3 protein-coding genes are annotated in these 6,402 nt (G+C 76.8%); all 3 read right to left on the bottom strand.

Translation table 11 applies throughout. The features are described from left to right. Positions 1-276: 276 nt before the first annotated feature. The 3 genes from AC1RNL_RS03135 to AC1RNL_RS03125 all read right to left on the bottom strand — a co-directional run bounded on the left by AC1RNL_RS03135 (position 277) and on the right by AC1RNL_RS03125 (position 6,315). Complete coding sequence (locus AC1RNL_RS03135) at positions 277-933, bottom strand: TrmH family RNA methyltransferase (protein WP_492934401.1); 657 nt, start codon at positions 931-933, stop codon at positions 277-279. A gap of 16 nt (positions 934-949) precedes the next feature. Then, a complete protein-coding gene (locus AC1RNL_RS03130; RefSeq protein WP_492934400.1) occupies positions 950-1,906 on the bottom strand; it encodes a class C sortase in 957 nt (318 codons plus the stop codon). A 101-nt stretch (positions 1,907-2,007) separates the two neighbouring features. Beyond that, positions 2,008-6,315 (bottom strand): SpaH/EbpB family LPXTG-anchored major pilin, encoded by a 4,308-nt coding sequence (locus AC1RNL_RS03125; protein ID WP_492934399.1) that lies wholly within the window; start codon positions 6,313-6,315, stop codon positions 2,008-2,010. Positions 6,316-6,402 lie beyond the last annotated feature (87 nt).

Raw genomic sequence — 6,402 nt, 5'->3', positions numbered from 1 at the left:
TGTCGCCGCACCCTCCGCCGGTCGAGCCGTGCTGTCGCCGCAGGCGACCGCACGAGTCGAGACCACACCGTCGCCGGCCCCCTCCGCCGGTCGAGCCGTGCTGTCGCCGCACCCTCCGCCGGTCGAGCCGTGCTGTCGCCGCAGGCGACCGCACGAGTCGAGACCACACCGTCGCCGGACGCGGTGGTCTCGACTCGCTCAGCGCCCTGCGGGCGCCGAGCGGCTCGACCAGCGGGCTGGGCGCGGAGCGGCTCGACCAGCGAGGTGGGCGCCGAGCTACTCGACCAGCGGGCTGGGAGCGCCCCTACCGGCAACCGGCGCGTGCACCCGCACCCACTCGTGCATCACGATCGCCGCCGCCGCGGCCGCGTTGATCGAGCGGGTCGAGCCGAACTGCCGGATCGCGACGTGCGCATCCGCCGCCGCGATCGCCGCCTCGGTCAGTCCCGGCCCCTCCTGCCCGAAGAGCAGCGCGCAGCGCTCCGGCAGCGGCGCCGCATCCACGGGCACGCTGCCGGGCGTGTTGTCGACGGCCACGACGACCAGGCCCTCCCCGTGCGCCCACGCCGCGAACGCATCCGCGCTCTCGTGGTGCTCGACGCGCTGGTAGCGGTCGGTGACCATCGCGCCGCGCCGGTTCCAGCGGCGCTTGCCGATGATGTGCACGGCGGATGCGGTGAAGGCGTTGGCGGTGCGCACGATCGACCCGATGTTGAGGTCGTGCTGCCAGTTCTCGATCGCCACGTGGAAGGGGTGCCGCCGGGTGTCGAGGTCGGCGACGATCGCCTCGAGCCGCCAGTACCGGTAGGCGTCGACGACGTTGCGGCGGTCGCCCTGCTCGAGCAGCTCGGGGTCGTAGCGGTCGTCGGCCGGCCAGGGGCCGGCCCAGGGCCCGACGCCGACGTCGAGCTGGGGCTCGTCGAGGGGGTCCACGCTCCCAGGCTAGGCGTCAGACGATGATGTGGTCGTCGCGGTGGGAGCGGCGCGGCGGGCCCGGCAGGAGCCGCCGCGCGACCGAGCCCGGCACGGCCCGCGCGGCGTGCGACCGGTAGGCGGCGGCGGCGCCCCAGCCGCACGAGAGCGCGACCGCCCACCACGGCGGCGCGAGCGGGGCGACCGCCGCGGTCGCCGCGTCGGCCGGGGTGGGGATGCGCTCGCCGGTGACGATGATGCGGTGGCTGTTGACGCCCAGCGGCGTGCAGGTGACGAGGCTCACGAGGTCGCGGCCGCTCTCGGGCAGCAGCAGGTCGGTGTCGCCGGGCTCGATGACCTGCACCTCGCGCACCGCGTAGGAGAGCACCTCGCCGTAGACGTCGACCTCGAAGACGTCGCCGACGACGACCTCGTCGAGGTCGGTGAACAGCACCGACTCGGGCAGCCCGCGGTGCCCGGTGAGCACGCTGTGGGTGCCGGCACCGCCGACCGGCAGCGCCGAGCCCAGCAGATGGCCGATGCCGCGGCGCAGGGTCGCCTCGTCGGTGCCGTGGTGGATGGGCAGGTCGACGCCGATCGAGGGCACGCGGATGCGCGCCATCACCTCGCCCGGGCCGAGGTCGAGCTGCTCCTCGTAGGCGGCGACGATCGCGCGCTGCTCGGCGAGCGGCGTGCGGCCGTAGGGGTCGATGAGCGCGCCGCCCCGCAGCGACGCGTTGTAGTCGCGCGCGGCGGCGAGCTCCTCGAGGCGCCCCTCGGGCCCGAGCTGCTCCATGACGTCGGCGTAGGCGTCGACGCGGCTGCGCTGCTCGAGCTGCGAGAACCAGCTGGCCGCCGTGGGGTAGAGCAGCACCGCGACGCCCACCATCGCCATGACAGCGACGGCGAGCGTCGACCGCGGCGCCCGGCGACGCCCTCGGGCCCCTGGCACGGGCACGGGATGCGCCGCGAGCGGGGAGGCGAGGGTCGTCACGGTGCTCCTTGGGTCGGGGCGTGATCGGGGCGCGGATCCGGGGGCGGATGCGGTGCGGCCCCGCGGCGGAGGGGTGCCTCTGCCGCGGGGCCGCGAGGGGATCAGGCCTGCTGGTCGGCCGTGCGGCGGCGGCGCACGAGCGCGACGCCGAGGGCGAGCAGGAGCAGGCCCGCGCCGCCGATCAGGAACATCGTCTGGCCGTCGCCACCGGTGACGGGGAGCGCGTAGGCGGGCGCCTGCTCGTTCTCGACCGTGACCTCGATGGCGTCGGAGCTGCCCGTCGCGACCTGGAACGCGTGCACGCGGTCGGCCTCGGCGGCCGGCAGCAGGTAGCCGGCGGGCGCCTCGATCTCGACGAGCTGGTACTCGAGGGCGGTCGTGCCGTCGGTGCGGAGGCCGGGGATGCGGATGAAGCCGTCGGCGTCGGTCGTGTACCGGATCGGCTCGGTCGTGCCCTCCTCGAGCAGCGGCACGCCGTCGGCGTCGCGCAGCTCGAAGACCGCACCGGCGAGGCCGCGGCCCGGGAGCGCGCCGGCGGGGGTGGTGCCGTCGTGCTTGAAGAGCTCGACCGCGCCCCAGGCGTCGGTGCCGGCGGCGGCGGGGACCGTCGCGCCGTTCACGGAGACGGCGGCGTCGCCGACGAGGCGGCCGTCGCCGAGCACCTGCACGGTCGTCTCGTAGCCGACCGCGATGGCAGCGCCCGGGCTGGCGACGAGGGCCTGGAGGCCGGGGGCGAGGAAGGTGACGGTCAGCGTGCCGCCGGCCTCGCCGGCCGCGGGGGCGGCGATCGTGTAGTCGACGCCCTCGACGAGGGTCGTGCTGCCGAGCGCGACGACGAGCGAGCCGTCGACGAGCGCGACGCGCGGGTCGAGCTCGGTCGTCACGGCGTAGGCGTCGAGGCCCGTGCCCTGCGTCGCCTTCGGCGCGCGCGTGCCGATGGTCCAGCCGATGCGGGTGCCGACGACCTGGTGGTCGGCGTCACTCGCAGCGATGGTCGCGAGCGCCGTGGTGCTCTTGGGGTAGACGTGCACGTCGTAGAGCCAGTCGCTCGTCGCCTCGACCGCCTGCGGCAGCACGACGAGGAACGGCTCGGCGGGGATGACGACGGCGGGGGCGCCGGGCGTCGCGGCCGGGGCACCCGACTGCTGCACGACGTACAGCCCGAGGGGCAGGTCGGTGAAGGCGGTCTCGCCGGTCGCGCCGGTGGTCTGGGGCGGCAGCGCGTCGAGCGCGTAGGGCGACGCCGGGTCGGTGAGCCCGCTCGCGGTCAGCGTCGGCACGAGCTCCCAGAAGCCGTCGTCGCGCGGGTCGAGGCCCGCGACGCGGCTCACGGTGTACTCGACGCCGGCGATCGCCTCGAGGCCGTCGACGGCGGCGGCGTCGAGCGGCTCGCCGGTGCCGATCGAGCCGTCGGCTGCGGGCTGCTCGAAGGCGTGGACGACGATCGAGCCGGTCGCGGCCGGGTCGGCGTCGATGGTCGAGGCGGCCGACGCGGGCGCCGCGGCGCCGAGGACGGCGACGGTCGCGATCGCGACGGCGCCGACGCCGGCGGTGAGGCGCGCCGCTCGGCGGGTGGAGATGGTTGCCATGGTGGCGGTTCCTTCCTGGGGTGATGCAGAGGTCTGGGGTGATGCGGAGGTCTGGGGCTCGGGCCGGGCCTGGGGGTCGCGGATGCGTCGGCCGCGTCGCGCGCGGACGGCGAGGACGCCGGTGGCGAGCAGCAGCAGCGCGAGGCCGCCGATCCGGTAGGCGTCGGCGCCCAGACCGCCGGTGAGCGGCAGCACGAGCGGCAGGGGCGCGGCGGCGACGAAGCGGTAGATCGCGGTGCCGCGCGCCTCGACGACCGCCGTCGGCGAGGCGACCGCCTCCCACGCGCGCGCGTCGAGCTCGCCGGCGGCGCCGACGGCGCCCGTGTAGCGCTCGAGGCGCAGGGGCACGTGGAGCGCGTCGGAGGCCGCGGTGAGCTCGTAGGCCCGGCCGGGCCGCACCTCGATGGCGCTCGCCTCGGCGAGCGCGTCGGTGCCGGCGCGGGTCGCGGCCGGCAGCGACGGCGTGCCCGCGGCGGGGGTCGCCGTCAGCTGGAAGTCGGCCGGCTGCAGCGAGCCGCCGCCCTCGACGCGCTGCAGGAGCACGAGCTGCGCCGTGGAGTGCACGATCGTGCAGGTGACGCTCGCGCCCTCGGGCACGGCGACGCTCGAGCCAGTCGCGGCGACGGCACCGCCGGCGGCGTCGGCGCAGCGCCATGCCTCGCCGGCGACGAGCTCCGGGGCGTAGGTCGCGGGGCCGCCCGTCGCGCTCAGCGCGTAGGCGGCGCCCGGCGTGACGGCGGCCGACGCGCCCGTGGTGCCCGACGGGCCCGCGAGCGATCCCGCGGGGCCGGCGGCGCCGAGGGTCCAGCTCGAGGCGTCGGCGCCGCCGATCGCCTCGGTCGCGAGCGTCAGCGTCGTCGGCATCGCCCGGTTGACGAACCGGCAGTCGACGGTCGCGCCGGCCGCGACGTCCGGGACGCTGCCGCCGGCCGCGCTCGCGAACGCCACGGTCGAGGTCGCGCCGCCCGGCGCGGTCACGGTGCACGACGCGCTCACGAGCGCGAAGCCGGGCTGCTGCACCTCGCCGACCGCGATCGAGGCGACCGAGGCGGCGGTGCTATGGCGCACCGTCCAGCGGGCGGCGCCGTCGGTGCCGGTCTGCTGGCCGCTCGGGGAGGCGGCGGGGGCCTGCGTCACCGCGCCCGCGGTGGCGGAGGCGGAGGCGGTCACCGCCCAGCCGGCACGCGCCTGCGGCGCCCCGCCCGACGCATCCACCACGTCCTTCCGCACGATCACGGTCGTGACGAGCGGGGTGTTCGTGAAGGTGCAGACGACCTGCGCGCCCGTCGCGCCGGTGGTCGCCGGGATCGTGACGGCCTGCGATGCGCCGGAGCCCGAGGGGGCGGCTCCGGTGCACGCGAGCGAGGCGCCGTAGGCGGCGGCGTCGATGGAGGCGCCCGAGCCCATGAGCTCGCGCACGGTGTAGGTCTGGCCGGCGCGCACGGGCGCGGTCGCGATCGTCGCGGCCTGCACGCCGAGGGCGTCGCCCGCGGTCGTGGCGGTGCGGCGCACGGCGCCGTCGGCGGTGCGCAGCTCGAGGCGGAACTGATCGCCGGCCTGCGCCCGGGCCACGACGTCCTTGCGGATCGTGAGGCTCGGCGGCGTGCCGCAGCTGGCGAGGTCGGTGCCTGAGCCGCCGACGCTGAGCGGTGCCGCGTCGAGCTGCGCGAACGTGAGCGGGTCGAAGCGGGCCGCGGATGCGTCGTCGCCGAGCACGACGGAGCCGTCGGGCGTGAAGGCGACGCCGTTGACGCCCGTGAGCGCGCTGAGCGCGTGCGGACCGCTCGCGGTCGCGGGCAGCGCGCCGCCGGTCGAGGCCGAGACGGATGCGGCGGGCACCGCATAGGTGGTCACGCTCGCGCCCGAGGCGGAGACGAGCACGAGGTTGCCCGCGGCGTCGAACGCCAGGTCGCCGTTGCTGCCGGAGGAGCTCACGACGCCGGTGTCGATCGTGCCGACCGTCGAGAACGCGGAGGTCGCGGGGTCGAAGCGGTGGATCGCGAAGGCGACCGTGCCGGTGGCCGCGCCCGTGACGCCGAAGTAGTAGCGGCCGTCGTGGCCGACGGCGCCGGCGACGATCGTGCCCGTGCCCGGCGGGTCCCACGCGGTGCCCGGCAGCCGCTGGAAGCCGTCGGTCGTGCGGTAGCGCAGGATCTGCACGACCTGGTCGCCGCTGCGCTGGAGGGCGTACATCGTCTCGCCGTCGGCGCTGATGCCGAGCGCGTTCACGTCGCCCGCCAGCCCGCTCCAGCCGCCGAAGCCCGCGCTCGTGCCCGCGCTCGAGACGGAGCGCACGGCCCCGGTGCTCGAGACGGCGTAGGCGGTGCCGGCCGCGCAGGTGGCCGCGGGCCACGAGACGGGGCCGGTGCGGCGCACGACGACGTCGCCGAGGTCGCGGGTGCCGTCCCAGCTGTTGCTCGGCTGCGTCACGAGCGGCGTGGCCGAGACGAACTCGTACCCGGCGGGCGCCGAGACGGGGGTCACCCGGAACGAGCGGTTGCCGGTGCCGAAGGCGACGACCTGCAGCTCGCCGCCGTCGGGATCGCGGTCGCCCGAGCTGCATGCGGCGGCGCAGTCGGCGATCGTCGTCAGCCCGTCGGTCCAGGAGCTCGGGTTGCCGCCGTTCTCGGAGCCGACGGTGAAGGCGGCGCCGGGCACGCGCGCGCCAGCGGCGTCGACGACCTCCCAGTAGAGCGTGCCGCCGAGGGCCGACTCCGGCCCGGGCACGGCGCTCGCGGCCGTCGGCGCGAGCACGACCGCCAGCAGCACGGTGGCGCAGGACGCCGCGAGCGCCGCGAGCGCGCGGCGGACGGCGGACATGCGTGCGGGCATGGCGAGGAGACCTTCGTGACAGGTTTGGTGCATCGGGACCGCGGCGTGCGCATGCGAGCGCGCTGCCTCGCGGAC

Source organism: Agrococcus sp. GW821-FHT14H11 (genome assembly GCF_058803545.1).
Note: the sequence above shows the minus strand (reverse complement) of the source record. Positions and strands in the feature narration are given on the sequence as shown.